Source organism: Arthrobacter sp. MYb23, from assembly GCF_002979775.1.
In the GTDB taxonomy this organism is placed as follows: Bacteria; Actinomycetota; Actinomycetes; order Actinomycetales; family Micrococcaceae; genus Arthrobacter.
On sequence record NZ_PCPR01000002.1, the window covers coordinates 209,765 to 233,707 of the forward strand.

Here is a 23,943-nt window from a genome sequence, read left to right on the forward strand (position 1 = left end):
TAACTCATGGGCGAGACTCAGTCCGCTGGGACCGCATCCCCGTGGCCAGCCGTCCGGAGAGCGGCACGAAGCTTAACCGCAGTGGCGTCCATGACGGCGGGATCCGGGTTGTGATCCACGTTGTGTACTTCGAAGTCCGCGGTGGAGTACGCCGGCCACACGTGCACATGCAAGTGCTCCACCTCGAACCCTTCCATCAGGACGCCCACGCGCTTGGCGTCAAACAGCTTCTCCTGCACCTTGCCGATGCTCTGTGCAACGTCCATGACCTTGGCCAGCAATTCAGGGCTGGCATGCGTCCATGAGTCCACCTCTTCACGCGGCACCACCAGTGTGTGCCCGTGCGTAAGCGGCGCGATGGTCAGGAACGCCACCACGTCCTCGTCCTTCCAGACAAAGCGGCCCGGGATCTCCCCATTGATGATCTTGGTGAACAGCGTGCTCATGCGTCTGCCCTTTCGGATGGTTCTTGAAGTGTTGAGGTGTCCAGTACGAAACGGTACTTCACGTCTCCGGCCACCATGCGGTCATAAGCTTCGTTGAGTTGCCCGGCTGTCACCATCTCAATGTCGCTCACAACTCCGTGTTCGGCACAGAAATCCAACATTTCCTGCGTTTCCTCGATGCCTCCGATCAACGAACCCGCGTAGGCGAGCCGGCGGCGGATGAGCAGTCCGGGGCTGACCGGTGGCATGTCATCGGCAGGGAGTCCCAGCTGGAAGAGGGCGCCATCCAGGCGAAGGGTCCGGAAATACGGGTTGAGATCATGTGGCGCTGCGACGGTGTCGATGATGACGTCGATGCTCCGGTTGGCAGCGTCCATGGCGTCGGCATCCTTGGACAGGACCACATGGTCTGCGCCCAGCTCGCGGGCAGCTTCGAATTTGGATTCGGACGTGGTGAAAACGGTGACCTCGGCCCCCATGGCTTTGGCGATCTTCACGGCCATATGGCCCAGTCCTCCCAAGCCCACAACACCTACAGAGTCGCCTTCTTCTACATCGAAATACCGCAGTGGAGAGTAGGTGGTAATTCCGGCGCACAGCAAGGGAGCTGCCGCTGCTGCGTCCAGGGCTTCGGGAACCCGCAGCACAAAGCGCTTGTCAACCACTACCGACGTCGAATAGCCACCCTGGGTGATCTCGTCGCCATGGCGGGGGTCGGCAGCGCCGTACGTCCCGATGTTGCCCCGTTCGCAATACTGTTCCAGGCCATCAAGGCAGCTTTCACATTCACGGCAGGAGTCCACCATGCAGCCGACGCCCACGCGGTCGCCCGGAGCAAAGTCCTGTACCGCGGATCCGACGCGGGTTACCTTGCCTACGATTTCATGGCCGGGCACCAGCGGGTAGGGCGGGACCCGCCATTCTCCACGCGTGGCATGGACGTCTGAATGGCACAGACCGCAGAATTCGATCGCGATCTCGATGTCGTCCGCGGTGGGGACCCGGCGCGCAACAGTCAGTGGCACCAAGCCGCTATCGGGCGAGGTTGCGCCGTACGCTGCAGCGAGCGTCCTGGTTTCAGCATCGGACCCATCCGCGTCAAGAGTGATGGGTTTGGCCAGGGGCGGGGGTACGGGGCGTCCGGGAGTCATGCTCCGACGCTACTCCCGGCAGACGTGCTGGTGCCACTTGGGCCGGCGTGATCACCGGCACCATCAGCGCCTTCATCAAAGGGATCCACCCCAAGGGCCACTGGATTCGCGGCGTTGTTGGACCACTGCGAGAACGAGCCCGGATACAGCGCAGCCTGGTATCCGGCGATCTCCAAGGCAGCGATCTCATGGGAAGCCGTCACCCCGGATCCGCAATAGACAGCCACGTTGGTGGAACGGTCCAGGCCCAGCTCCTCAAAACGCCGCTGCAACTCCTCGGCTGGAAGGAACGTGCCATCAGCTGCGACATTCCCCGTTGTGGGCGCGCTCACTGCGCCGGGGATGTGCCCTGCCCTGGGATCGATGGGTTCCACCTCACCCCGGTACCGTTCCCCTGCCCGGGCGTCCAGCAACACGCCGTTACGGTGCCACTGCCCCGCCTCTTGCTCCGTGAGGGCAGGCATGCGGCCCGCACTCAGCATGACATTTCCGACGGCGGGACTCGCCTCACCGGATTCCACCGGGTAGCCAGCCGCACGCCATGCGGCCAGGCCGCCGTCGAGCAGGTACACAGAGTCAAAGCCAGCATTCCGCAGCATCCACCAAACGCGTGCCGCAGCCATACTGCCGCTGTTGTCGTACGCCACCACGGTGTCGCCGTCGTTGATCCCCCACTTTCGCGCGGATTCCTGAAAGCGCTCACTGCTTGGCAGAGGATGGCGGCCTTGCCGGGGCTGTGCGTGGTCAGCCAGCTCTGTGGGGAGATCCACGAACACCGCGCCCGGAAGGTGGGCGTTTTGGTATTCAACGTGTCCATCAGTACGGCCCAGGACCCAGCGGACGTCCAGAAGTACAGTGCGTTTCCCGGATTCGAGGCGCGCGTGCAGTTCCGACGCGCTTATCAGCGTGGCCATAAGTTCTCCTTCGTTCCGGCGGCTTTGGCTCCGTTGCTGCCGGTGCCTGAATTCCAGCCTAGGCTTATCCGGTGAGCAATTCGTGTATTCAGGACAGGGCATGGGCCAACGAGGCCATCCGGAAGATCGAAGCTGAGAATAACCGCTCGGCCGACACCCACCTTTATGCGGTTCCACTCCCGGACCACTGGGGAGTCCATCTGTACCTTAAGGACGAATCGACCCACAGATCGGGAAGCCTCAAGCACCGTTTGGCCAGGTCCTTGTTCCTCTACGGCCTGGTCAACGGCTGGATTACCGAAGGCACCACCATCGTGGAAGCCTCAAGCGGGAGCACCGCTGTGTCCGAGGCCTACTTTGCCCGGCTCATCGGGTTGCCCTTCATTGCGGTCATGACCAAGACCACCAGCCCGGAGAAGATCGCACTGATTGAGGACTTCGGGGGCGCATGCCTGCTGGTTGACCATGCTTCAGAGGTTTACGCCGTTGCGGAAGAGACCGCAAAGACGTCGGGTGGCTACTACATGGATCAATTCACCTACGCCGAACGGGCCACGGATTGGCGCGGCAACAACAATATCGCGGAATCGATCTTCGACCAGCTCTCTTTGGAAGAACACCCTATTCCGGAATGGATTGTGGTTGGTGCGGGCACCGGCGGTACCAGCGCCACCATTGGCCGCTACCTTCGATACAACCGATATGACACCCGGCTTGCCGTCGTGGACCCCGAGAACTCCGCTTTCTACCCGGCGTGGCGCGACGGAGACGCGGCAGCTGCCACGGGCCTGCCGTCCAGGATCGAGGGGATCGGCCGGCCGCGGTCTGAGCCCAGCTTCGTCCCGGCAGTCATCGACCACATGATCCAAGTGCCCGACGCCGCCTCGGTCGCCGCCATGCGGCACTTGCGGAAACTCACTGGCCTGCACGCAGGGCCATCCACCGGAACCAATCTTTGGGGCGTCTGGCAGCTGGTGGCCGCGATGGTGGCGGAGGGCCGCCGGGGCAGCATCGTTTCGCTCATGTGCGACGCCGGCGATCGTTACGCGGGCAGCTACAACGACGCCGGATGGTTGGCCGCGCACGGCTTGGACTCGGCACCCCACGAAGCAGTGCTGGAACGGTTTCACAGCGAAGGGGTGTGGACGGGTTAGAGCTCCACGGACTCCTTCGGAGCCAGACGGCTGTAGGTGGTTCCGTAACGGGCGCCGATCCGGGTGACATGTCCCTCGACGAGCCCACGGCCCAGTTCGTTGAGCAGTCCGTCGTGGACCGGAAATGCCTTGGGGGCACGGACCGAGATCACGAAGTCCACCACTTCGCCCACTTTGGACCAGGGAGCATGGAGGGGAACCAGGAGGGTTTGGACGTCGATGCCGTCGGGTACAACGAACGAATCTCCGGGGTGAAAGACGTTCCCGTCCACCAAGTAGCCGATATTCGCCACCACGGGGATCTGTGCGTGGATGACGGCATGTTGTCCACCGAAAGTCCGGATGCTGAACCCTGCCGCTTCAAAGCTGGAGCCGGGCTCCACGGCATGCACGCGATCGGCGACATCGGTGTTTTCCTTCAGAGCAGCGGCCACCCCGGCTGGCGCGTGAACCTCCAGCGCACTGTTGCTCCGCAGGGCTGCAGTCACCGCCGGATGATCGATGTGGTCATTGTGCTCGTGGGTAACAAGTACGGCGTGGGCTCCACTCAACGCTTCCTCGGACTCGGAGAAAGTCCCGGGGTCGATCACCAGAACCTTTCCCTCCTTCTCCAACCGGACACAGGCGTGGGTGTACTTGGTGAGCTTCATGGACACAGCCTAGGGGCGCACCCTGACAGTTTCCAAGCCTCCCCTACTGGTAAAATTGGGGTTTGCCAGCATCCCCAGGGAAGTGAGTCTTTCAATGCCACAGGGCACCAATTCCGCCACGACCGGCAACGCAGCGCCGGCCACCAGCGGCGTCAAGGAGCAGCGGGTCACCAAGCAACGCTTGGCTGTCAGCGCCGCCCTGGACGAATTGGATGACTTTGTCAGCACCCAGGAGCTCTACCGGCTGCTGCAGAACAAAGGCATCTCCGTGTCGCTGGCCACGGCATATCGGATCCTGCAGTCCTTGGCTGACGACGGCCTCATTGATGTCCTTCGGAACGGCGACGGCGAGGCCGTTTACCGGCGCTGCGCGGTCACAGGACATCACCACCACTTGCTGTGCCGCAACTGTGGCAAGGCCGAAGAGGTGGAAGCGCCCGCCGTCGAGACCTGGGCGGCCCGTACCGCAGCTGAACATGGCTTCACCGAAGTGGCTCACACTGTGGAAATCTTTGGGCTATGCCCTGAGTGCACGGCCAGGAAAGCCGCCGGAAAGCTCTAGAGGGCACCCGCGGGCTGGTCCCGTGACACCCGTCCGTTGAGGCCCCTCTTGGTGCGGACACGTCCGATCACCCGGCACACCACGTAGATCAAGAACGACAACGTGGTGACGTAGGGGCTGATGGGAATGCGGCTGCCAAGGGCCAGGAGGATTCCGCCCACAGTTGCCGTCATTGCGAACACCACGCTCAACAGCACTACCAGCCGGGGTGACGTCGTTACCCTCAACGCGGCAGCCGCCGGCGTGATCAGCAGGGCGAGGACCAACAACGCGCCAACAATCTGGATGGACAGGGCCACACTGACACCCAGCAGCACCATGAAGCCGATGGCCAGGCCACGGACGGGAACGCCCCGGGCCTCGGCCATCTCAGGGTCCACACTGGCGAAGCTCAGAGGACGCCAGATTGCCGCCAACGCGATCATCACCACCACAGCCGTGCCGGCAAGTACCTGCAGCTGCACCGTGTCAACGGAAACTATCTGACCGGTCAGAAGACCGAATTTATTTGCCGCGCGGCCCTCATAGAGGGCCAGAAACAGGATGCCCAGGCCCAAGCCGAACGGCATGATCACACCAATGATCGAGTTCTTGTCCCGTGCCCTGACTCCCATAAAACCCAGAAGCACAGCCGCGGCCACGGAGCCAATGAGGGAACCGAAGATGATGTCGGCACCGATCAGCAGGGCAAAGGCCGCCCCGGCGAAGGAGAGCTCGGAGATGCCGTGGACCGCGAAAGCGAGATCCCGCTTCATCACGAACGTACCAACAAGCCCACCCAGGAGCCCCAGTACGGCACCTGCCCAGATGGAATTCTGGACGAGGACCAGCAATTCACCGTAGTTCTCGAAGTTGAAAATGGTCGCCAGGATGCTCTCGAGGTCCATCTAGAACTCCTCCGCGGTGTTTGCGTGGGCTTCGTCATGGAAGTGGGTGGTTGCGTCGGGTAGACCCACCACCACAATCCTTCCATTGGCGTGGATGACTTCCACATGGCTGTCGTACAACTCGGAGAGAACTTCCGTGGTCATGACTTCCTTCGGCGTTCCCACACGGAATTTTCCACCGGCCAGGTAGAGCACCCGGTCCACGTAGTCGATCACAGGATTGATTTCATGGGTCACGAACACCACTGCGCTGTTCCGCTCGTGGCATTGCTGGTTGATCAGTGAGCTGACCCCCTGCTGATGATGGAGGTCCAGGGACAGCAACGGCTCGTCGCACAGGAGAACCTGTGGTTCTGTAGCCAATGCTTGCGCCACCCGGAGACGTTGTTGCTCGCCACCGGACAACTGTCCCACCGGCACCTTGGCGTAGTCTGACGCGCCCACTTGCTCCAGCAGCTGGTCGATCCGCTGGTTGACGTTGCCGGACGCGAACCGCATCCCCCAGCGGTGACCATCGATCCCCAGCCCCACCAGGTCGCGGGCGCGCAGCGGGGTGTCAGGGGCAAACGATTTCTGCTGAGGGATATAGCCGATTTTTTTGCTTCCGCGTTCCACCGGGTGACCACCCAGCGAAACCGTCCCCGAATGCAATTCCTGCAGCCCAAGGAGAACCTTGAGGAAGCTGGTCTTGCCGCTGCCGTTGGGCCCCAGGACGGCGAAGAACTCTCCAGGATTGATATCGAGGTCGAGATCCCGCCAGAGCGTCCTCTTACCAAACTGAAGGCTCGCTCCACGGAGGCTCACTACCGGTGTCAAAAGTTGTCCTCGATCCATGCGCTGCTGGGAACGCAGTCAGTTGTGCCGCTGGTATTCGCGGCCGTGCAGGTGGCAGGCAAAAGGCCCCGCAGCCATCCTGAATATCTTAGGACGTTGGCAGGGCCCTTCACCGCATACGGGGTCTCAGGAAAGGCTACTTCTTGAGTGCGGAGGAGACTGCTTCCACATTGTCGGCCATCCACTGGACGTAATCTTTGCCTTCAGGCAGCGTCTCCGTGAAGTTCACCACCGGAACGCCGGCGGCTTCTGCGGCCCGTTTGACACTTTCAGTCTGAGGCCCCTCCGTCTGCTCGTTATAGGCAAGGAACCTCACTGACTTGGCACTGACCAGGTCAGTGGTTTCCTTCAGCACAGCGGCCGGGACATCTGTTTCCTCTTCAATGGCGGCACTGTAAGCCTCGGGGGTCTTGTTTTCCAGACCGGCCGCCTCCAGGAGGTACAACGGTACGGGTTCGGTCACAGCTACCGGCGCGTGCTCGTTGGCGGCCTTGACGGCGTCGAGCTTTCCGGTGAGGTCAGCAAGCTTGGCTTTGAAGGCTTCGGCATTCGAAGTGAAGGTGGCAGCCGATCCCGCATCCAGGCTGCCAAGCTTGGTGGCAACAGCATCGGCGAGCTTGCCCATGGTGTCCAGGCTGTACCAGACGTGCTCGTTGAACTCTCCGTGGTTATGGGTATGGCCCTCTTCGCTGTGGGCTTCTTCGCTGTGGCCTTCCTCTTCCGGAGCAAGTCCTGAAACCTCGACGGCGCTGATCATGTTCTCGTGGCCGACCTTTGTCTCATCGGCAATCTTGTGGAGGAACTCGTCATAGCCACCACCGTTCTCCACCACGAGCTTGGCTTTGGAGATCACCAGCTTGTCCTGGGCGCTTGCCTCATAGGAGTGCGGGTCCTGGCTTGTCTTGGTGATGATGGAGCTCACGTTGACCTTGTCCCCTCCGATCGCCTTCACAACATCCCCGTAGACGTTTGTAGAAGTGACAACCTCAATGGCGCCTGCTGACGACTCATTGTTGGCCCCGGCGGTACCGGCACAAGAGGACAGCAGCAGGGCGGAAAGAGCTGCTGTAGCGGCCACGGACAGGCGGGTGGCGGAACGACGCACGAAGACCTCGGATCTACTCAAAATGAGAATCAAACACAATTACTGGCAGATCTCAGTGTAGCCCTAAATGGGAATGATTCCTATTTAGGCAGGTCTGGCGTCACCCGAAACCCGGGCAACGCCAGACTGGTCCATCACGCTCTACTGCACCTGCTGGCCACCGTAGCGGCGTATACCGGTTGCCTGGGTAGCATCGCGGATCTCACCGACCAACTGCTCAATGACGTCCTCCAGGAACAACACACCCTGAGTCTCTCCGCCCGTACCCACCACGCGGGCCAAGTGCGAACCAGTGCGCTGCATGACGGACATGGCCTGTTCGATTTCGTCGTCCGGGGCAAGGTTGGCCAATGACCGGATCCGGCCCTCGGCAATCGGGTGCTTCCTGCCCTCCTCCGGAATGGACAGGATGTCCTTCACGTGCAGGTATCCGGCGAGTTCGCCGTCGTCGTCAATCATCGGGAACCTCGAGAATCCGGTGCGGCTCACCGCCTTCTCCAAATCGACGGGGGTGGATGCAGTCTTCAGCACCACCAGCTTGTCCAGGGGAACCATAATGTGTGACGCCGTGTGCTCCGAGAATTCCAGAGCACCACTCAACAGCCCGGCGTCGTCGTCCACCAACCCATGGCGTGTGGACTCCTGAACAATCGACTGCACTTCCTCAAGCGTGAATGACGAAGACACTTCATCCTTGGGCTCAATCTTCATCAGCCGCAGGATGTGGTTGGCCAGCCAGTTCAGTGACCAGATAATCGGGTTCACCACACGGGCGATGAACATCAGCGGCGGCGCCAACAAGAGAGCCGCCTTGTCCGCGACGGAAACCGAGATGTTCTTGGGCACCATTTCGCCAAAGGTGACGTGAAGGAACGTGACAAACAGCAAGGCGATGGCAAACGCGATGATGTCTGCCAGCTCAACAGGGACGCCCACCAGTTCAAGGGGCTCAGCCAACAGATGATGGATGGCAGGCTCCGCAACCTGAAGGATCAGCAGTGAACAGACGGTGATGCCCAGTTGCGCACAGGCGAGCATCAGCGACACATTTTCCATGGCTCGCAGCGTTGTTTGCGCACGCTTGGAGCCAGCTTCCGCCAAGGGCTCAATCTGGCTCCGACGCGCGGACATGACCGCGAACTCAGCACCCACAAAGAAGGCGTTGCCGATCAGAAGCACCACGAGCCAGACAATTCCTACCCAGTCGCTCATAGTGCACCTGCTTCATGACGCGAATTCCCGGCGTCCTCAGGCGTCGACGGCTCAGTCTCCACGTGATGAAAACAAATCCTGTCGATCCTTCGGCCGTCCATCCTTGTAACTGTCAGCGTCCCGCCGACGGTTTCAACGACGTCGCCCGTCCTCGCTATGCGTCCCAGCTGGCTCATAACGTAGCCACCCACGGTTTCGTAGGCAGATTCGTCGGGGACAGTGAGGTTGGGAATTTGCTCGGAAACTTCATCCGGCCTCAACAAGCCCGGGAAGTACCAGTCTCCGGATGCACTCTGCAGCACTCCCGGCCGAACCTTGTCGTGCTCGTCAGCAACCTCACCGACGATTTCCTCCACAAGGTCCTCAAGGGTGGTGATGCCGGCGGTTCCGCCGTATTCGTCCAGCACCACGGCAAGTTGGAGGTTGCCTTCCCGCAATTCAGCGAGGAGGGCGTCCAAGTGGATCGTCTCCGGGACCTGCAGCACGTCTGTCATGATGGCACCGGCCTCAAGCTTGCCCCGACGCTCAGCGGGCACAGCTACCGCCTTCTTGACGTGGACAACACCCCGGATGTCGTCGGTGGAATCACCAATGACAGGGAATCGGGAGTATCCGGTTCGCCGCGCGGCGTCCAGGACATCGGAGACCGGCTGGTCGGCGTCGATCGTTTCCATGCGGATACGCGGCGTCATGACATCCGCCGCAGTGCGTCCGGAAAAGTTCAAGGTCCGGGCAACGAAGTTTGCCGTGCCTGCATCCAATGTCCCCAACTCGGCGGAGCGCCGCACCAACGAAGCGAGTTCCGCAGGGGTCCTTGCCCCCGAGATCTCTTCCTTGGCTTCAAGGCCGAACAGGTTCAACACCTTGTTCGAGAAACCATTGAGCACCACGATTGCCGGTTTGAAAACCGCGGTGAACATCAGCTGGGGTCGCGCAAGGCGCTTACCCAAAGGGAAAGCGAGGGCAATGGCCATGTTCTTGGGGACCAGCTCGCCCAGAAGCATCGACAGGAGGGTGGCGAAAGCCATGGCTACAATCAGCGCCACCGAATGAGCCACTTCCGGAGCCAAGCCCATCAGGCCGAGGGGTCCCACCAACAGCTGGCCAACAGAAGGCTCCATGACGAAACCCGTCAACAGGGTGGTCAGGGTAATACCCAGCTGGCAACTGGAAAGCTGTGTTGAGAGGGACTTAAGGCACTTCAGCAGCGGAGCAGCAGCGTGATCGCCGTTATCCACTGCGCGCTGAACGCTGGCTTGGTCCAAAGCAACCAGGGAAAACTCAACTGCTACAAAGAAGCCGGTGCCAAGAATCAAGGCAAACCCGGCAAGGAGAAGAATCCATTCCACTTAGCGCATCACTCCAAGAGTGGTCACGAGCAGCGGAGATAATGCCTGCGGCGCGGGGATTCGCCCCGGCGGAGGCTGGTCGGGTCCCGCGGACGCACGGTCCGCGGCACCACCGGCGAGGAGCGCCGGCGCGTGATGGGCATGTGAACGGGTGTTGCCGGCTCGACGGGCACGCTGTACGGAGTAGCCAGAATGACTCCCCCGACAGTTCCCAGGCCGGCACCTAGATTTACTGTCCATAAGGATTTCAGTCTACAGTCCGCAGGCCAGTGACGCCTCGCCGGCGTCACGTACGCTTCCAAGAAGAAGGACATGCCCATTAAGTCAGCCGCAACATGATTTAGGTCACCACTATTGGCAGTTAACCAACGATGCTAACTAGACTGACATGGGTCTGAGTTCGCGGGACCCGGACCCTGGCCCGTCATGGTGGAGAGCATCTGTGGCCAGCGGGAAAACAACACTCATGGAAGAGGCGTATTTCAAGTGCCAGAGCAGCCCAGCCACCGTCTACCAGAGGAATTTGGCGGAAACGAGTGGCTCGTTGACGAACTGTACGAGCGGTACCAACAGGACAAGAATTCGGTCGACGCCAAGTGGTGGCCGCTGTTCGAGTCCTTTGCTTCCGGTGACGGCACTTCTTCCAACGGATCCTCCGCAGCCGCTTCGGCTGCCAATCCCCCTACACAAGTACTTCCTGTCGTAGCTCCGGCCGCAGCGGCACCGGCACCGACGCCGGCCGCTCCCGCAGCTGCCCCTGAGTCTGCACCGGCGGCACCCGCCCCGGCGAAGAAGGCACCCGCCACGGTTGCCCGGGACGGAGCAAAGAAGCCCGTCGCCGGAGCCACGGCCCAGCCCATCCCGGCACAGCTGCCCAAGAGCACCAAAGCTCCCACAGCACCCGAGGAAGACGTCGTTTCCGTCCTCCGCGGCCCGGCCAAGGCCATTGCCACCAACATGGTGACCAGCCTGGAAGTGCCCACCGCCACGAGCGTCCGGGCAGTTCCTGCCAAGCTGCTCATTGACAACCGTGTGGTCATCAACTCCAACCTTGCCCGCGCCCGCGGTGGCAAGGTGTCCTTCACGCACCTCATCGGCTATGCCGTTGTCCGTGCGCTCTCCCAGTTCCCCTCGATGAACGTCTACTACGACGAAATCGACGGCAAGCCGAGCGCTGTGCAGCCTGCACACGTCAACTTCGGCATCGCCATTGATATGCCCAAGCCCGATGGCACCCGCCTCCTGATGGTTCCCAACATCAAGAAGGCCGAGACCATGGACTTCGCCGAGTTCTGGCACACCTACGAGGACCTCATCAAGCGCGCCCGCAATGGCAAGCTGACTGCTGATGACCACGCAGGAACAACGGTTTCCCTGACCAACCCCGGCGGCATCGGCACAGTCCACTCCGTGCCGCGCCTCTCCAAGGGGCAGGCTGCCATCATCGGCGTCGGAGCCCTTGACTATCCGGCCGAGTTCCAGGGTGCCAGCGAGAAGATCATCGCCCAGAACGCCATCAGCAAGATCCTCACCCTGACCTCCACCTATGACCACCGCGTCATTCAGGGCGCAGGCAGCGGCGAGTTCCTCAAGCTGGTCCACCAGCTCCTCCTCGGCGCACAGAACTTCTACGATGAAATCTTCGAAGCCCTGCGCATCCCGTACGAGCCCGTGCGCTGGAGCCCGGACCTCCAGGTGGACCCGGCCGACGAGATCAACAAGGTTGCCCGCATCCAGCAGCTGATCCACTCCTACCGTGTGCGCGGCCACCTCATGGCTGACACCGATCCTTTGGAGTACGTGCAGCGCAAGCACCCGGACCTTGACGTCCTGACCTACGGGCTGACCCTGTGGGACCTGGACCGCGAGTGGCCTACCGGCGGATTTGGCGGCAAGCCTCAGCTCAAATTCCGCGACATCCTCGGCGTTCTCCGCGACGCCTACTGCCGCACCACGGGCATCGAATACATGCACATCCAGGAGCCTGCCGAACGCAAGTGGTTCCAGGATCAGCTGGAGCACCCGTATTCCAAGCCGAGCCGCGAAGAGCAGTTGCGCATCGTCTCCAAGCTCAACGCCGCAGAAGCTTTCGAGACCTTCCTGCAGACCAAGTTCGTTGGCCAGAAGCGCTTCTCCCTCGAAGGTGGCGAGTCGCTGATTCCGCTGCTGGACGCCGTTATCTCGGACGCAGCCGACGACGGACTGGACGAAGTTGCCATTGGCATGGCCCACCGTGGCCGCCTCAACGTGCTGACCAACATCGCTGGCAAGACCTACGCACAGGTCTTCCGCGAATTTGAGGGCACCCAGGACCCCCGCTCCGTCCAGGGTTCCGGTGACGTCAAGTACCACCTCGGCACCGAAGGCACATTCACCTCGGACAACGGCAAGCAGACCAAGGTCTACCTGGCCGCCAACCCGTCGCACCTGGAAGCCGTGGACTCCGTCCTTGAGGGCATCGTCCGGGCAAAGCAGGACCGTCTGGACCAGGGTGAGTCTTTCCCTGTTCTGCCCATCATGGTCCACGGTGACGCCGCTTTCGCCGGCCAGGGTGTTGTGGCTGAAACCCTCAACCTCTCGCAGCTGCGCGGCTACCGCACCGGCGGCACCATCCACGTGATCGTCAACAACCAGGTTGGCTTCACCACGGCGCCGTCGTCATCGCGTTCGTCCACGTACTCCACGGACGTTGCCAAGATGATCCAGGCACCGGTGTTCCACGTGAACGGCGACGACCCCGAGGCCGTGGTGCGCGTTGCGCAGCTTGCCTACGAGTTCCGTCAGCGTTTCCACAAGGATGTCGTCATCGACATGGTCTGCTACCGCCGTCGTGGTCACAACGAAGGCGACGATCCCTCGATGACCCAGCCGCTCATGTACAACCTGATCGAAGCCAAGCGCTCCGTCCGCAAGCTGTACACCGAGTCGCTCATCGGCCGCGGGGATATCACCGAGGAAGAAGCAGAGCAGCTGCTCCGCGACTACCAGGAGCGCCTTGAGCGCGTCTTCGCCGAGACGCACGCCGCACAGACGTCGCCCATCCCGATCATCACTGCGGACTCCGCTGCCGTCTCGGACATCGAGCGTCCCATTGCACAGCAGGCTGACTTCGGGACCAACTCCCCGGCGTCCACCGCAATTTCCGTGGAAACCCTTGCCCGCATCGGCAAGGCGCACCTGGAAATCCCGGAGGGCTTCACCGTTCACTCCAAGCTCAAGCAGCTTCTGGAGAAGCGTGAGCAGATGTCCCGTGAAGGCGGCATCGACTGGGGCTTCGGCGAAATCGCAGCTTTCGGCTCACTGATCATGGAAGGCGTACCCGTGCGCCTTGCGGGCCAGGACTCGCGCCGTGGCACGTTCGTCCAGCGCCATGCCGTGTTCCACGACCGCGCCAACGGTAACGAATGGCTGCCTCTGGGCAACCTTTCCGATGACCAGGCGAAGCTGTGGATCTACGACTCCCTGTTGTCCGAATACGCTGCCATGGGCTTCGAATACGGCTACTCGGTGGAGCGTCCGGATGCTTTGGTTCTTTGGGAAGCCCAGTTCGGTGACTTCGTCAATGGCGCCCAAACCATCATTGACGAGTTCATTTCCTCTGCTGAACAGAAGTGGGGCCAGCGCTCCTCGCTGGTGCTCATGCTCCCGCACGGCTACGAAGGCCAGGGGCCTGACCACTCGTCGGCACGTATTGAGCGCTTCCTTCAGATGTGCGCCGAGGACAACATGATCGTGGCCAACCCCACGACTGCTGCCTCGCACTTCCACCTATTGCGCCGCCAGGCCTACAGCCGTCCGCGGAAGCCGCTGATCATCTTCACACCCAAGCAGCTGCTCCGCCTCAAGGGTGCAGCTTCGGCTGTTGAGGACTTCACCACCGGCGGCTTCAAGACGGTTATTGGTGACCCGGACGTGCAGCCGGCCAATGTGGACCGCGTCATCCTGGTCTCCGGCCGGTTGTACTACGACCTCCTGTCCAACCGTCAAAAGTCCGGCGATACCTCGACTGCGATCATCCGCGTAGAGCAGCTGTACCCGCTGCCCAAGGCTGAGATTGACGCCGAGCTCGCCAAGTACCCGAACGCTGACATCGTGTGGGCACAGGACGAGCCTGCCAACCAGGGTCCCTGGCCGTTCATGGGCCTGAACCTGGCGCCGGAACTTGACCGCAAGCTCCGCCTCGTGTCGCGTCCGGCTTCGGCATCCACCGCTGCCGGATCCATGAAGCGCCACGCCGCTGAACAGGATGCCCTGATAAAGCAGGCGTTCGAACGCAAGTAAGCAAAACTGCCCGGCCTGAGGAGCGATGTGCGCGCCTTAGGCCGGGCAGTTCTGTTTAATGGGACAGGTACCCGGTTTCCAAACCGGCGCATGATCCGGAAACTGTGCAAGGACCGCAACGAGTGTGAAGAGGTAACCGTGGAAGACAGGAAGCTGCGCATCGCAGCTGTAGGAGATGAACTACTCGCGGGCCTGGGGGATCCCCGCGCCTTGGGTTGGCTCGGAAGAGTGCTGGCCCGCACACCCCAGGACTCCGTTGTGGTGGAAAGTTTCCCGCTCCCCTGCCCCATGGAAGGTACCGAGGGCCTTGCCTCGCGCTGGCAGGATGAAGCCGGAAGGCGCTTCAGCGATCAGCATGAGAATAGACTCGTGATCGGCCTTTCGGGGCGCGACCTTGAGTTTGGCCTGTCCACGGCACGCAGCCGGCTGAATCTTGCCAACATCCTCGACGGTGCCTCGCACAGCAGTGTGGAGGTCTTTGTGGTGGGCCCGCCGCCCACCTTGGATCCCGCCCGCAACAAACGGCTGGCCGAACTGAACACCGCCTTTGCCGACGTCACCACCAGGCGGAACCATCATTACGTTGACACGTTCTCTCCCTTGCTCAATCATGAGCAGTGGAGGACGGACCTCGCAGCCAATGGGGGAACACCGGGCCAGGCAGGCTACGGATTGATCGCGTGGCTCGTCCTGCACCGCGGCTGGTTCCAATGGCTTAATATCGCTCAACCGGAGTAGCCATGACGCGGAACATGCAGGTTTCTGTCAGAGCAACAGTCACAGCGGCCATCGTCGCCGCTGTCACGGCCACAGTTTCCTGCAGTTCCGGTCCTCCCGCCCCCTCAGCGACGTCGTCTACGGCCACGCCCGCGGCGTCGTCATCAACATCCTCGCCATCAACGGCTCCGGCGACGGCATCGACGTCAACGGCCTCGGCGTCAACGGCCTCGGCTGCGTTGCAGCCCTTCGACGCCGGAACCCTGCGCGCCGACTTCGAGCGGACCGCGAAGGAAGTCCTTGTCCCGGGGGCGGTGATGTTATTGGTGACCCCCGAGGGAACCCTCACGGCTTCGTACGGCACTGGTGTCCGCGACGCTCAGCGCGCAGTATCCACCGAGGACCATATCCGGGTGGGTTCCGTTACCAAGACCTGGACCACAACTGCCATTCTGCAGATGGTTCAGGAGGGCAAGTTGTCCTTGGATGATCCGGTGTCAAGGCACCGGCCCGACGTTCCCAACGGGGACAACATCACCATCGATCAGCTACTGACCATGCGCAGCGGCCTGTTCAACTACACCGAGACTCTCGAGCTCAATTCGGCCATGGACACGGACCCGCAACGGGCCTGGCAACCGGACGAACTTCTTGCTCTGGCCTACAAACACCCACCGTACTTTGCACCTGGACAGGGTTTCCACTACTCCAACACCAACACAGTCCTGCTCGGCCTCATCGCCGAGAAAATCGACGGCAAACCGTTGGGACAACTGTTCAAGGAACGCATCTTTGAGCCGCTGGGCATGAAAGGAACAGTGTTCCCCGACGTCTCTTCCAACAGCATTCCCGAACCTCATCCGCAGGGCTACTTCTACGGGGACAACGTCCTGACCATGACGAACCCCGCGCTCCCGGAGGCCATGCAGCAGGAAGCCATCGCCGGCACGCTCGCGCCCAACGACGTCACCGACGTCAACCCATCGTGGGCTTGGGCAGCTGGTGCGGGGATCTCCACGGCCACTGACCTGTTGACTCTTGGTGAGGCCCTCGTCAACGGAAAGCTCCTGAAGGCTGAACTGCAACAAAAAAGGCTTGAGACCGTCACGCCGACTAATCCGGACACGCCGGGCGGCGCCTCCTATGGTTTAGGAATTGCGAAGTCGGCAACCTCTATGGCCACACCGGAGAACTTCCGGGCTTCAACACGTTCATGGGCAGCGACCCGGTGAATTCCGTCTCGCTTGTGGTGTGGACCAACCTGGCACCCACCGCCGATGGAAAGGACCCGGCCGTGACCATCGCCCGCTCGCTCATCGGGAAGATTTACCGGCCGTAGGCCAACTGCCATCAATCAGCAGCCAACAACCATTGCCTCCTGGCTGAACGCGATATATCGTGTCTTACATAACGCGATATATCGCAACTTGGAGGGATCATGTCTGAGGAACTATGGACCGTGACGGGCCCGCAAACCATCAATGTCGAGAATGTCCACTCTCTCAAGCTGGGCATAGTCAAAGGCCGTTTTGACGTCGTTACACACCACGAACCGTTTGTCCGGATTGAAATCAGCGAGATAACGGGCGACCCCCTGACAGTCACCCTTGTTGACGGAAGACTGGAAGTACGTCACCAATTGCAGGGACCGCAGGGCTGGTTCCGCAACCTGATGGGCACGGTCAACAACACCAGCACCAACTCGGTGATCGTTGGCATAGCGCTGCCAAACGGCGTCGATGTTGAGGCCGGTACCGTCAGCGGTGACGGCATGGTCTCGGGCATCAGGGGACGCACCCGGCTGAACACGGTTTCCGGCTCGGTCCTTGCGGACGGCACAAGCGGCGAATTGCACGTCAATACGGTCAGCGGCGAGGTCATCGCCAGAAACCACGACGGCGTCCTGACCGCCAAGAGCGTCTCAGGGGAAGTTACCGCTTCCGGAAAGTTCAAGAATATCCGCGCGAGCACTATAAGCGGCGACCTCAGCTTCGACCTCCATGACTACACCAGCGACCTTGGTGCCAACTCCGTCTCCGGAGACTTGACCATCCGGCTGCCGCACGACGTCGGCCTGGATATCGTGGCGAAGTCGGCCAGCGGAACTGTGGTGATAGATGACCAAATGTATGCCCAACCCGGCAGCAATGTTCATACTATTGTCGGCCCCGACGAAAGGCTGATGCTGGTCAGGACCAACACCGTCTCCGGCAAGACGTACATCATGCACGGATCGGCGCCCACACCGGAAAACGGCCACCCCGTCCCCGGGGAAGCGGGCCTCTGATGCCTCCCGTCTTCGCGCACGGGGCGCTGCGGCTGTACCTGCTTGCATTGCTCGAGACAGGCCCGAAGCACGGCTACGAGTTGATCAAGGCGTTGGGCGACCGCTTCGGGGGTACCTACTCCCCCAGCGCCGGCACCATCTACCCGCGCTTGGGCAAGCTGGAGGAGGAAGGCCTCGTTGCCACGGAGACTGAAGGGCGCCGCACCAAGTACCTCATTACCGACGCCGGTCGGGCTGAACTGGACAGCAGACGGCAGGAGCTGGCCGATGTCGAAGACACCATATCCGCCTCCGTCAGACGGCTCGCCGACAACCTGCGGGAGGACATCCGCTCCAATATGCGCGGCTTGCGGGCAGATCTCGCGGCCACTGCTGAGGCTGCGCGAAGCAGCGCTTCTTCATCTACTTTCAGAAGCAGGACGGCGGGTTACACTCCCGAGAGCCAGCGCATCCTCAAGGAAGCGGAATTATTGGTTCAGTCCTTCAGGGACGACATCCGTGTGGAGTTACGCCAACACGGCGCCTCGCAGCCACTAACTCCCTTGGCGCTTGAAACCGTACGCACCGTACTGGACCAAGCCCGCATATCAATCAGGAATTCGCTGCAGAACTGACCAGCCGGGCGGCATTCCAGCACCACAAAACCGGCCCGGTTCGCGGCGCAGCACCCGGATGTGCGAAACTGGAGGGCAGCTTTATTGAGTATCAATCCTTGAAGGAGGCCAGCTATGAGCAAGCGTGCACGTAAGCGTCGTGACCGTAAGCGCGGCGGCGCGAACCACGGCAAGCGTCCCAACACCTAAGCCACCGGCTTAGCGTTACAGGCTTAAAAGCGAAGGCCCCGGAAACCATGCGGTTTCCGGGGCCTTCGACGTTAGGGGTGGATACGTTGACCCAGCTCAGCAATGTACAACCACTGAGAAGTCATCAACCCTGCAGGATCAGGACAGAATCAGGCCTCTACAGGCTTGATGGCGTGGATCCGGTCGAGTATTGAGTTCTTCAGGTTCTCCGGGGCGGATTCAGTGCACGAACGCTTCACCATGGTGCGGATGAGGCACTCAAGGTCATACTGCTCGGCACACTCCCCGCAGGTGTCCAGGTGCCGCTTGATCTCAGTGAGATCCTCGCGGGTCAGTGCACCGTCGAGGTACTCGTAGATCCGCTGCATTCGCGTATCGTCGCAATCGCCCAATCCCTGGCAGTCGCTCATTTCTCTTTCTCCTGATTGTTGCTTCCGGCCGCGGCCTGGTCATCGGTTTGGGCCCTGAAGCCCCGTTCGGCGGCATAGTCCGCCAACATGTCCCGCAGCATCTTCCTGCCGCGGTGCAACCGTGACATGACCGTGCCGATCGGGGTGTTCATAATCTCTGAAATCTGCTTGTACGCGTACCCTTCAACATCCGCGAAGTAAACCGCCAGGCGGAATTCTTCAGGGATCGACTGCAAGGCGTTCTTCACGTCGGAGTCCGGGAGGTGATCCAGGGCCTCGGTCTCCGCTGACCGCAGGCCGGCCGAGGTATGCGACTCTGCCTTGGCCAACTGCCAATCCTCGATCGTGTCCGAGTTGGACTGCAGCGGCTCCCGCTGCCGCTTCCGATAGAGGTTGATGTAGGTGTTGGTGAGGATTCGGTACAGCCAGGCCTTGAGGTTGGTCCCCGGCTTGTACTGATGGAAAGCCGAAAACGCCTTGGTGTAGGCCTCTTGGACCAGATCTTCAGCATCGGATGGGTTTCGCGCCATCCGCATTGCGGCCGAATACAGCTGGTCCACGTACTGCATGGCGTCACGCTCGAAGCGCGCCCGCCGCTGTTCGGGAGTCTCCGAAGCAGGATCGACGTCGTTTACCTCCACCGCGTCGTCATCCGCGCCGGCTGTCTGGTACGTGGCCGCTGCGGCCGGTTCAGTGGTGCTCATCGTTGCCAAGTCTACTGTCAGCTGCCGGGATTCCGGCTGCATTCCATATCCAGGCTCCGGAAGCATCAACCGGTCCTTAACCAAAGTCAAAAAACCAACTCCGTTCAACTGGCGGCATACACCATGCCGCGGTCCGGTCTCCGCCGCACCTGTGGTTCACAACGGTTGCTGCCGGGTAAATATTCCGCAAAAGTGCAAGACTAGAGCAGACTGCACCCCTTGAACACAACACTCATCGAACTAATGTGGCAAGCCATCCAGGAGGCAAGACATGTCTGTTATCCGTTTTCTCGCACGTCCCATGCTCGCGTCCAGCTTCGTCGTCGCAGGGCTGGACAAGCTCAGGAATGCGGACGACACTGCGAAACAACTCTCGCCAGTCCTTCGTCGCGCCTCCGAATCCCTGCCTTTCAAAGCTGACGAAAAGACACTTGCACGCTTGATCGGCGGAGCGCAGCTGGGAGCCGGAGCCCTCCTCGGGCTCGGCAAACTTTCCCGCTTCGCTGCAACGGTCCTCACCATAACGTCGGCGTTGAACTCCTACGTCGAGTGGCGTTCTGCAGACATCAGCACCAAGGAAGGCCGCAGCGCCCGCAAAGCCCGGCTGTTGAAGAACATTTCCCTCACGGGCGGGGTTCTTCTGGCCTCTGTTGATACAGCGGGCCGTCCGAGCATCGCTTGGCGGGCAGAGCACTTGGCCGCCGATGCCAAGAAGGTCACAGGCAAGCAGATCAAGCGTGCAGACAAAGCAGTTCGCCAGGCCGTTGACAACGCAGTTGGAGCATAAGGAAGCATGACCGGTACCACCGCCGCAAACACCGAATCAAATAAAACCGCCACCACATTGCCGCTATGGCCTGCCCCTCACGCCAAGGGGCCTGTGGACGCAACAGTGGCGGTCCCCGGTTCAAAGTCGCTCACCAATCGGTTCCTGGTGTTGGCGGCTTTGGCGGATGGTCCCTCACGGTTGCGGGCCCCGCTTCATTCCCGCGACTCTGCCCTGATGATCCAAGCCCTCCAGCAGCTGGGCGCCACCGTCACTGAGGTACCCGGCGACGGCCACTTCGGCCCGGACCTGCAAATTACGCCACTGGACCCGGTCGCGACCGGCCCTGAGACGGCAATCGACTGCGGGCTCGCGGGCACCGTCATGCGGTTCGTTCCGCCCTTGGCTGCGCTGCGGAACGGCGTCACAGTCTTCGACGGCGACCCTCATGCCCGCAACCGGCCCATGGGGACCATCATCGAAGCCCTGATCGCCCTCGGCGTCCCGGTGGCAGCAGATGGCGGCAGGACGCCGTCGTCCCTTCCCTTCGCGGTAGAAGGTACCGGGGAGGTTCGGGGCGGTCACTTGGTAATCGACGCCAGCGCTTCATCGCAGTTCGTTTCCGCGTTGCTGCTGGTCGGCGCCCGGTTCGCGGAGGGTTTGCATCTGGAGCACGTGGGCAAGCCAGTTCCCAGCTTGGACCACATCACCATGACTGTGGAAGTCCTCCGCAGCGTCGGCGTCGTCGTGGACGATTCTGTGCCCAACCACTGGCGGGTCTCCCCCGGTCCCATCCGGGCTTTCGACCAGAGGATCGAACAAGACCTCTCCAACGCAGGACCTTTCCTCGCCGCGGCGCTGGCCACCCGTGGCACTGTCCGCATTCCCAATTGGCCTGCCGGCACCACGCAAGTAGGCGATCAGTGGCGCACCATCCTGGCTGCCATGGGAGCAGAGGTAACGTTCAAGGACGGAATCCTGACAGTGACCGGAGGGGCCGAGATCAAGGGTGCCGACTTCGATGAAACCAGCGAACTGGCACCCACTGTCGCCGCCTTGTGCGCCTTGGCCACCGGGCCCTCGCGACTCACCGGCATTGCCCACCTCCGGGGCCACGAAACCGACCGGCTTGCCGCGCTGGTGGCCGAGATCAATGGACTTGGAGGAGACGCTGAAGAAACCGCCGATGGCTTGGTGATCCGCCCGGCTGCCCTTCACGGTGGAGTGGTCCACAGCTACGCCGACCACCGCATGGCCACTGCCGGCGCCATCCTTGGGCTCGCGGTCGAAGGCGTACAAGTTGAAGACATCGCCACGACGTCCAAGACCATGCCTGAGTTCCCACAAATGTGGGGGGCCATGCTGCAGCGAACCGAAAACACTGACGATCTTGATGAGGCCAGCAACTGACCATGGGCCGTGACGCAAGCTCCTGGGACGAATCCGATGTCCGGATCCGTCCCAGTAAAAAAGGATCCAGGCCCCGCACCAAGGACCGCCCCAGCCACGATGACGCCGTGATTGGCCGGATCATCACCGTTGACCGCGGACGATACCGTGCAATTGTTGGCGAAGATTCTGCCGAAGAACGCATTGTTATCGCAGCCCGTGCCCGTGAACTGCGGCGCAATCCCGTTGTCCCTGGCGACTTTGTGGCCTTGGTCGGGGACGTCTCAGGCTCGCCCGACACGCTGGCGCGCCTGGTCCGGGTGGAAGAGCGGAAGACGCTGCTCCGCCGTAGCGCTGACGATACCGACCCCATCGAACGCGTTGTCGTGGCCAATGCCGATCAACTAGTTGTGGTTGTTGCCGCAGCCAACCCGGAACCGCGCACCGGATTCATTGATCGTGCCCTGGTGGCAGCTTACGACGCCGGCATCGAGCCGCTGCTGCTCATCACCAAGGCGGATGTCAAGGACCCGGCCGAACTCCTGGCCAATTACCTGAGCCTGGACTTTCCAGTGATCATCAGCCGCACAGCGGACTCCGAAGCCGGTGGCATCGATGCCCGCTCGGATGATGGGCTCTCAGCCCGCCTGGACAAGGACGCGGTATCCCAGCTGCGCTCACACCTCGGCGGAAAAGTCACCGTCATGCTCGGTCACTCCGGCGTGGGTAAATCCACCATGGTTAACGCCCTGACAGGTGCAGAGCGCGCCACGGGCGGTGTCAACGCGGTAACTGGCCGGGGCAGGCACACCTCTTCCTCGGCTTTGGCGCTCAAACTCGACGATGCTCCCTCCGGCAGCTGGATTATCGACACTCCCGGCATTCGATCCTTCGGCTTGGCGCACGTGGACCCGGACCGGATTCTGCATTCATTCCCGGATCTTGAGCCCGGCACGGAGACCTGCGACCGCGGCTGCAAGCATGGCGCCAACGCCACGAACTGCGGTTTGGATGCATGGGTGAACGATGGCCATGCCGGCCCATCAGGGGTGGCACGGCTGGCCTCCCTGCGCCGACTGCTGGGCGCGGACCCAAGGCTCGAGGCGAAAGAGACCAAGGAGCTGGGAACCGTCAACTAATCGTTGCCGGCTTCACCTCCCCACTGCATCGAACGTTTCAGGATAGTTTGGTGGCATGACCCAACCCGTTTCCACGTACAACGATGACTTGCGCCTTGCCCATGTCCTCGCCGATTCAGTCGACGCCCAGACCATGGATCGCTTCAAGGCACTGGACCTGCAGATCGAAACCAAGCCCGACCTCACGCCGGTTACTGACGCGGACAAAGCTGCTGAGGAAGCAATCCGCGGCCAATTGTCCCGCTCACGTCCTCGGGACGCGGTCCTCGGCGAGGAGTTCGGCAGCAGTGGACACGGTTCGCGACGTTGGATCATCGACCCCATTGACGGAACCAAGAACTTCGTCCGCGGCGTCCCGGTGTGGGCAACGCTGATCGCCCTCGTAGACGAAGGGGAACCCGTGGTAGGGGTAGTCAGCGCGCCGGCCTTGGGCAAGCGATGGTGGGCTGCCAAGGACATGGGCGCATACATGGGCCGCTCCCTCGCCTCGGCAACGCGGCTCAAGGTGTCAAATGTCTCCCGCCTGTCCGATGCCTCAATGTCATATTCCAGCCTTTCGGGGTGGAAGGAACGCGGCAACCTGGATGAATTCATGGGACTCACCGAGGACATCTGGCGCACGCGCGCCTACGGTGACTTCTGGTCATACTGCCTCGTGGCCGAGGGCGCGGTTGATATCGCCTGCGAGCCAGAGTTGAACCTCTACGACATGGCAGCCCTTGTCCCCATCGTCACTGAGGCCGGCGGCCGTTTCACGTCCTTGGAGGGCGAAGACGGCCCCTTTGGCGGCAATGCCCTGGCCACGAACTCGATCCTGCACTCGGAGGTCCTCAAGCGGCTGAACCCCGGGCTGGACGACCTTCTTTAGACTTTCCCCGTCTCGCTCATCAGACGGGCAACGGAATTTTCGACGGCGGAGGCCCTCTTTGAGGCGCCTCCGCCGTTTTTTATTCGGCCAAGCGGGCAATTGCCATTCCACGTAACAAAGGGCTTAACAAAGGGCGGCGGCTTTGGAGGGGCGCCCGGACGTGCCTTAGCCTTTTTTACAGGTCACGAGTGCCAGCGCTAAACCCCGGTTTGCTGGCCGGCAACCCTCCATTCGCGGTGGGGTGCCCCGGGTGACGACCCGGCCGGTCCGGAACGGATACGGCAAGCGCGGATCCCCCTACGGGGGTCCCTCTTG

At 61.6% G+C, this 23,943-nt stretch carries 22 protein-coding genes, 1 pseudogene and 1 riboswitch; of the genes and pseudogenes, 12 read left to right on the forward strand and 11 right to left on the reverse strand.

Features of this window, described 5'->3' with window-relative positions; all coding sequences use genetic code 11:
• Positions 1–17: 17 nt before the first annotated feature.
• Genes CQ020_RS03375 through CQ020_RS03385 form a run of 3 tightly spaced genes read right to left on the reverse strand, consistent with a single transcriptional unit; the run spans position 18 to position 2,511 of the window.
• Positions 18–446, reverse strand: a complete 429-nt coding sequence (locus tag CQ020_RS03375; protein WP_105690548.1) for an HIT family protein — start codon at positions 444–446, stop codon at positions 18–20.
• Entirely contained in the window at positions 443–1,597 is a 1,155-nt protein-coding gene (locus CQ020_RS03380; RefSeq protein WP_105690549.1) for an NAD(P)-dependent alcohol dehydrogenase, read from the reverse strand. The genes CQ020_RS03375 and CQ020_RS03380 overlap by 4 nt, the downstream gene beginning before the upstream one ends.
• Positions 1,594–2,511, reverse strand: coding sequence for a sulfurtransferase (locus tag CQ020_RS03385; protein ID WP_105690550.1), 918 nt, complete (start codon positions 2,509–2,511; stop codon positions 1,594–1,596). Before CQ020_RS03385 ends, CQ020_RS03380 begins: the two co-directional genes overlap by 4 nt.
• 71 nt (positions 2,512–2,582) lie before the next feature.
• On the opposite strand from CQ020_RS03385, the gene CQ020_RS03390 reads away from it, so the two are divergent.
• Entirely contained in the window at positions 2,583–3,665 is a 1,083-nt protein-coding gene (locus CQ020_RS03390; RefSeq protein WP_105690551.1) for a PLP-dependent cysteine synthase family protein, read from the forward strand.
• On the opposite strand, the gene CQ020_RS03395 is transcribed toward CQ020_RS03390, so the two are convergent.
• A complete protein-coding gene (locus tag CQ020_RS03395) occupies positions 3,662–4,315 on the reverse strand; it encodes an MBL fold metallo-hydrolase (RefSeq protein ID WP_105690552.1) in 654 nt (217 codons plus the stop codon). The genes CQ020_RS03390 and CQ020_RS03395 overlap by 4 nt on opposite strands.
• Before the next feature lie 94 nt (positions 4,316–4,409).
• Between CQ020_RS03395 and CQ020_RS03400 the strand changes: the two genes are divergently transcribed.
• The gene (locus CQ020_RS03400) at positions 4,410–4,877 is read left to right on the forward strand and encodes a Fur family transcriptional regulator (protein WP_105690553.1); all 468 of its coding nucleotides are present in this window, start codon (positions 4,410–4,412) and stop codon (positions 4,875–4,877) included.
• On the opposite strand, the gene CQ020_RS03405 is transcribed toward CQ020_RS03400, so the two are convergent.
• The 5 genes from CQ020_RS03405 to CQ020_RS03425 all read right to left on the reverse strand — a co-directional run bounded on the left by CQ020_RS03405 (position 4,874) and on the right by CQ020_RS03425 (position 10,264).
• Positions 4,874–5,764 (reverse strand): metal ABC transporter permease, encoded by an 891-nt coding sequence (locus tag CQ020_RS03405; protein WP_105690554.1) that lies wholly within the window; start codon positions 5,762–5,764, stop codon positions 4,874–4,876. The genes CQ020_RS03400 and CQ020_RS03405 overlap by 4 nt on opposite strands.
• Positions 5,765–6,598: a metal ABC transporter ATP-binding protein gene (locus CQ020_RS03410; RefSeq protein ID WP_181151736.1), complete on the reverse strand. Its 834-nt coding sequence runs from the start codon at positions 6,596–6,598 to the stop codon at positions 5,765–5,767.
• 136 nt (positions 6,599–6,734) lie between these two features.
• Complete coding sequence (locus CQ020_RS03415) at positions 6,735–7,736, reverse strand: metal ABC transporter solute-binding protein, Zn/Mn family (RefSeq protein WP_105690556.1); 1,002 nt, start codon at positions 7,734–7,736, stop codon at positions 6,735–6,737.
• 108 nt (positions 7,737–7,844) lie between these two features.
• A complete protein-coding gene (locus CQ020_RS03420; protein WP_105690557.1) occupies positions 7,845–8,915 on the reverse strand; it encodes a hemolysin family protein in 1,071 nt (356 codons plus the stop codon).
• Complete coding sequence (locus CQ020_RS03425; RefSeq protein ID WP_105690558.1) at positions 8,912–10,264, reverse strand: hemolysin family protein; 1,353 nt, start codon at positions 10,262–10,264, stop codon at positions 8,912–8,914. The genes CQ020_RS03420 and CQ020_RS03425 overlap by 4 nt, the downstream gene beginning before the upstream one ends.
• Positions 10,265–10,750: 486 nt before the next feature.
• On the opposite strand from CQ020_RS03425, the gene CQ020_RS03430 reads away from it, so the two are divergent.
• From CQ020_RS03430 to CQ020_RS24700, 6 genes and pseudogenes are all read left to right on the forward strand, one after another.
• Positions 10,751–14,545, forward strand: coding sequence for a multifunctional oxoglutarate decarboxylase/oxoglutarate dehydrogenase thiamine pyrophosphate-binding subunit/dihydrolipoyllysine-residue succinyltransferase subunit (locus tag CQ020_RS03430; RefSeq protein WP_105690559.1), 3,795 nt, complete (start codon positions 10,751–10,753; stop codon positions 14,543–14,545).
• Positions 14,546–14,635: 90 nt separating this feature from the next.
• On the forward strand, positions 14,636–15,283 hold the full coding sequence (locus CQ020_RS03435) for a GDSL-type esterase/lipase family protein (RefSeq protein ID WP_062066298.1): 648 nt from the start codon (positions 14,636–14,638) through the stop codon (positions 15,281–15,283).
• A 296-nt stretch (positions 15,284–15,579) separates the two neighbouring features.
• A pseudogene (locus tag CQ020_RS03440) lies at positions 15,580–16,601 on the forward strand (serine hydrolase domain-containing protein).
• A gap of 99 nt (positions 16,602–16,700) precedes the next feature.
• Complete coding sequence (locus tag CQ020_RS03445) at positions 16,701–17,549, forward strand: DUF4097 family beta strand repeat-containing protein (protein WP_105690560.1); 849 nt, start codon at positions 16,701–16,703, stop codon at positions 17,547–17,549.
• Positions 17,549–18,163, forward strand: coding sequence for a PadR family transcriptional regulator (locus tag CQ020_RS03450; protein ID WP_105690561.1), 615 nt, complete (start codon positions 17,549–17,551; stop codon positions 18,161–18,163). Before CQ020_RS03445 ends, CQ020_RS03450 begins: the two co-directional genes overlap by 1 nt.
• Before the next feature lie 114 nt (positions 18,164–18,277).
• A complete protein-coding gene (locus CQ020_RS24700) occupies positions 18,278–18,352 on the forward strand; it encodes a 50S ribosomal protein bL37 (RefSeq protein ID WP_369299106.1) in 75 nt (24 codons plus the stop codon).
• A gap of 149 nt (positions 18,353–18,501) precedes the next feature.
• Here the strand turns inward: CQ020_RS24700 and rsrA are convergent, their stop codons facing one another.
• Both rsrA and CQ020_RS03460 read right to left on the reverse strand, forming a co-directional pair.
• On the reverse strand, positions 18,502–18,762 hold the full coding sequence (gene rsrA / locus CQ020_RS03455) for a mycothiol system anti-sigma-R factor (RefSeq protein ID WP_105690562.1): 261 nt from the start codon (positions 18,760–18,762) through the stop codon (positions 18,502–18,504).
• A complete protein-coding gene (locus CQ020_RS03460) occupies positions 18,759–19,556 on the reverse strand; it encodes a sigma-70 family RNA polymerase sigma factor (RefSeq protein WP_105690563.1) in 798 nt (265 codons plus the stop codon). Before CQ020_RS03460 ends, rsrA begins: the two co-directional genes overlap by 4 nt.
• Positions 19,557–19,737: 181 nt before the next feature.
• Between CQ020_RS03460 and CQ020_RS03465 the strand changes: the two genes are divergently transcribed.
• Genes CQ020_RS03465 through hisN form a run of 4 tightly spaced genes read left to right on the forward strand, consistent with a single transcriptional unit; the run spans position 19,738 to position 23,628 of the window.
• Positions 19,738–20,253, forward strand: a complete 516-nt coding sequence (locus CQ020_RS03465; protein WP_105690564.1) for a DoxX family membrane protein — start codon at positions 19,738–19,740, stop codon at positions 20,251–20,253.
• Between the two features lie 6 nt (positions 20,254–20,259).
• Complete coding sequence (gene aroA / locus CQ020_RS03470) at positions 20,260–21,642, forward strand: 3-phosphoshikimate 1-carboxyvinyltransferase (protein ID WP_105690565.1); 1,383 nt, start codon at positions 20,260–20,262, stop codon at positions 21,640–21,642.
• A gap of 2 nt (positions 21,643–21,644) precedes the next feature.
• Positions 21,645–22,760 (forward strand): ribosome small subunit-dependent GTPase A, encoded by a 1,116-nt coding sequence (locus tag CQ020_RS03475; RefSeq protein ID WP_024817327.1) that lies wholly within the window; start codon positions 21,645–21,647, stop codon positions 22,758–22,760.
• A gap of 55 nt (positions 22,761–22,815) precedes the next feature.
• A complete protein-coding gene (hisN, locus tag CQ020_RS03480) occupies positions 22,816–23,628 on the forward strand; it encodes a histidinol-phosphatase (protein ID WP_105690566.1) in 813 nt (270 codons plus the stop codon).
• Between the two features lie 180 nt (positions 23,629–23,808).
• A riboswitch (SAM riboswitch) is annotated at positions 23,809–23,922 on the forward strand.
• Positions 23,923–23,943 lie beyond the last annotated feature (21 nt).

Excerpts from the sequence above, each read along its gene's own strand:
- CQ020_RS03395 (WP_105690552.1), bottom strand. The coding sequence starts at position 4,315 with ATGAAGCTCACCAAGTACACCCACGCCTGTGTCCGGTTGGAGAAGGAG.
- CQ020_RS03435 (WP_062066298.1), top strand. The coding sequence starts at position 14,636 with ATGATCCGGAAACTGTGCAAGGACCGCAACGAGTGTGAAGAGGTAACC.
- hisN (WP_105690566.1), top strand. The coding sequence starts at position 22,816 with ATGACCCAACCCGTTTCCACGTACAACGATGACTTGCGCCTTGCCCAT.
- CQ020_RS03375 (WP_105690548.1), bottom strand. The coding sequence starts at position 446 with ATGAGCACGCTGTTCACCAAGATCATCAATGGGGAGATCCCGGGCCGC.
- CQ020_RS03405 (WP_105690554.1), bottom strand. The coding sequence starts at position 5,764 with ATGGACCTCGAGAGCATCCTGGCGACCATTTTCAACTTCGAGAACTAC.
- rsrA (WP_105690562.1), bottom strand. The coding sequence starts at position 18,762 with ATGAGCGACTGCCAGGGATTGGGCGATTGCGACGATACGCGAATGCAG.
- CQ020_RS03420 (WP_105690557.1), bottom strand. The coding sequence starts at position 8,915 with ATGAGCGACTGGGTAGGAATTGTCTGGCTCGTGGTGCTTCTGATCGGC.
- CQ020_RS03385 (WP_105690550.1), bottom strand. The coding sequence starts at position 2,511 with ATGGCCACGCTGATAAGCGCGTCGGAACTGCACGCGCGCCTCGAATCC.
- aroA (WP_105690565.1), top strand. The coding sequence starts at position 20,260 with ATGACCGGTACCACCGCCGCAAACACCGAATCAAATAAAACCGCCACC.
- CQ020_RS03400 (WP_105690553.1), top strand. The coding sequence starts at position 4,410 with ATGCCACAGGGCACCAATTCCGCCACGACCGGCAACGCAGCGCCGGCC.
- CQ020_RS03450 (WP_105690561.1), top strand. The coding sequence starts at position 17,549 with ATGCCTCCCGTCTTCGCGCACGGGGCGCTGCGGCTGTACCTGCTTGCA.
- CQ020_RS03410 (WP_181151736.1), bottom strand. The coding sequence starts at position 6,598 with ATGGATCGAGGACAACTTTTGACACCGGTAGTGAGCCTCCGTGGAGCG.
- CQ020_RS03380 (WP_105690549.1), bottom strand. The coding sequence starts at position 1,597 with ATGACTCCCGGACGCCCCGTACCCCCGCCCCTGGCCAAACCCATCACT.
- CQ020_RS03465 (WP_105690564.1), top strand. The coding sequence starts at position 19,738 with ATGTCTGTTATCCGTTTTCTCGCACGTCCCATGCTCGCGTCCAGCTTC.
- CQ020_RS03445 (WP_105690560.1), top strand. The coding sequence starts at position 16,701 with ATGTCTGAGGAACTATGGACCGTGACGGGCCCGCAAACCATCAATGTC.
- CQ020_RS03475 (WP_024817327.1), top strand. The coding sequence starts at position 21,645 with ATGGGCCGTGACGCAAGCTCCTGGGACGAATCCGATGTCCGGATCCGT.